The sequence below is a fragment of the Xanthomonas sp. SHU 199 genome, assembly GCF_000364665.1.
Taxonomy (GTDB): Bacteria; Pseudomonadota; Gammaproteobacteria; order Xanthomonadales; family Xanthomonadaceae; genus Xanthomonas_A; species Xanthomonas_A sontii.
In genome coordinates, this window is record NZ_AQOI01000078.1 from 1 (window position 1) to 2,555 (window position 2,555).

A 2,555-nucleotide genomic window follows, 5' to 3' on the forward strand; every position below is an offset into this window, starting at 1 on the left:
CGTCCTCGACAACGTAGCCCAGGCACTGCAGATCGGGATAGGCATGATCGGCCGACAGGCGCGCCTGCAACACGTCCATCGCGCGGTTCCCGTCGAAGGTGTCGGCCGGTGCGGCCGGCGGGGTCGCCCGCGGCGCGTCGGTCTTGGCGGCCGGCGACGGGGTCTCGGTCTGCCGGTCGGGAGCGGGGCCGCAGCCCGCGCTCAGCATCGCCAGCAGCAGCGCGGCCGGCAGTCGCATGCGCTTGAACATCGTCGATCCCAGGAAGTCGGTCGGCACCGGCCGCGCCGGTACCGCTTCCCAGCATAGCCGAAGCGGGCGCCGCCGCGCCCGCTCCGGCCATCTTCGCCGCGCGTGGCGCAGGCACGCGGCCTGCGCCACGCGCGGGCCGGCTCAACGGAACCCGGCCACCGTCGCCTTGGTGTTGACCAGCACGCGCTGGTTGTCGGCGGTGCTGGCATTGCCCATCGGCACGCCGTTGTAGGACACGTTCGGGTTGGACCAGTAGTTCAGCCGCGGGCAGCTGCTGGTGCAGTTGTAGGCCATGATCGTGCGCCAGCTGTTGCCGTAGCGATAGCCGTGGCCATAGGCGTACGGCGAGGTGCTGGAGTCGGTGGCCACGTCGTGGCGCGCGCTCTGCAGGTGGCCGATCTCGTGGGCGAAGCTGTAGTAGCCGGTGGCGCAATCCCAGTACACCGCCGCGAACGCGGTGGCGGCGGTGGAACCGATGCCCGAGGCGAGGCCGCAATAGGCGGAGTTGTCGATGATCAGCACGCCGACGTCGGCTGCGGTGCTGTTGCGCGAGGTATGGATGCTGTCCATGTAGCCGTCGCTGGTGCCGCGGAAGCGGGTCAGGTCGGTGTTGAAGTCGCCGGACTCGGTGTAGTTGGTGGTCTCGTAGCCGGCCAGTTGCATGGTGATGCCGACGTTGCTGTTGGTGTAGCCCTGGTTGGACTCGGCCACCGCCAACTGCACCAGCGACTGCATGTTGCCGCCGTAGCTGGTCACCGCCTTGTTGGTCGCCACCACCAGCACGCGGATGGTCGCGGGCGAGCCCGACGAGGCACCGGCGGCGGTCACGCGTTCGTCGATCACCGATTGCGGCATCTGCACGGTCGGCAGCAGCGCGTAGTCGGCCGGATGCTCGGCCGGCATGCGGCGTTCGTCGACCTCCACCAGCACATGGCCGCCACCGGCGATCGGACGCAGGTGGAACAGCGTGCCGTTGCTGCGGATGCTGCCGGTGATGGTGTCGCCGCTGCGCACCAGGATCGCCGAGTTCAGCGGATCCAGGCCGGACAGCGCGCGGGTCCGCGCCACCGCGGCATTGCCGAGATTGCCGTACCAGATGCTGTTGCCGCCTTCCAATTGCTCGGTCTTCAACTGCGTGGCGGTGATGCGCTGGCCCAGCAGGTCCAGCTCGAGTTGCTTCTGTCCGGAGGTGACCGCGGCGGCGTTCACGCCGACCCGCTGCACCGCGCCAGTGGCGGGATTGGCCAGCAGGCGGCTCAGCGCCGGCTCGCCGGCGATGGACTTGGAGACGTACTGGCTGCTCTGGAACAGGGGCGTTCCGGCTGCGGAGGCGGAACCGGCGACACACAGGGCAAGCATCGCGGTAAGGCTGCACATCGACTTCATGTCGGACTCCTGGGTGGTGAGTAGGGACGAACGTCGCCCCGCGCGCGGCCGGAGACGGGGGAGGCCGCGCGGGGGAGTTCGATTAGCCGCTCAGCCACCGTTCAGCGCAAGCAACAAATGCAGCGGGGTGTCCGCTCGGAGATAGGCGTCACAGAACGCGTGCGCAGGCGTTCATGCAGCCGCCTGCGCGTTGACGCGACCCGGGCGCCACGCCGCAGCAGGACGCCGCCTCAGCCGGCCTGCTGCTGCAGCGCCAGCAATTCGTCCTCGTCGAACCCGGCCAGCAGGCGCGCCTGCAGGTTGAACGGGCCGTGCAGGTAGCCGCCGGCGTACTCGCGCAGCAGCGCCGCGAAGCGGGCGCGCGGCTCGATCCCGGCCTGCGCGCAGTACCAGCGGTACCAGCGCGAACCGGCGGCCACGTGCGCCACTTCCTCGCGCAGGATGATCTCCAGGATGTCGGCGGTGGCGTCGTCGCCGAGCGCGCGCAGCTTGACGATCATGCCCGGGGTCACGTCCAGGCCGCGCGCCTCCAGCACGCGCGGCACCAGCGCCATCCGCGCCAGGCCGTCGTGGGCGGTCTTCTCGCACATCTCCCACAGGCCATTGTGCGCGGCGAAATCGCCGTAGGCATGGCCCAGCGCGCGCAGGCGGTCGCGCAGCAACACGAAATGGCGCGATTCGTCGTCCGCCACCGCCACCCAGTCGGCGTAGAACGCCGGCGGCAGGCCGCGGAAGCGGTAGACCGCGTCCCAGGCCAGGTCGATGGCGTTGAGCTCGATGTGGGCGATGGCGTGGATGAACGCCGCACGGCCCTCGGCACTGCCGAGGCCGCGCCGCGGCAGCTCGCGCGGATGCACCAGCAGCGGTCGCGGTGGTCGCCCCGGCATGCGGATCGGCTCGGGCGCCGGCGCCGCGGCCG

Annotated in this window: 2 protein-coding genes and 1 pseudogene; all 3 read right to left on the reverse strand. The window is 70.6% G+C overall.

Features of this window, described 5'->3' with window-relative positions:
* Positions 1–250, reverse strand: a pseudogene (locus D183_RS0103945) (hypothetical protein); the annotation flags it as partial.
* A gap of 141 nt (positions 251–391) precedes the next feature.
* Complete coding sequence (locus D183_RS0103950; protein ID WP_017907847.1) at positions 392–1,636, reverse strand: zinc-dependent metalloprotease; 1,245 nt, start codon at positions 1,634–1,636, stop codon at positions 392–394.
* Positions 1,637–1,866: 230 nt separating this feature from the next.
* The coding region (locus D183_RS0103955; RefSeq protein ID WP_017907848.1) for a ferritin-like domain-containing protein at positions 1,867–2,555 on the reverse strand (689 nt) is incomplete at its 5' end.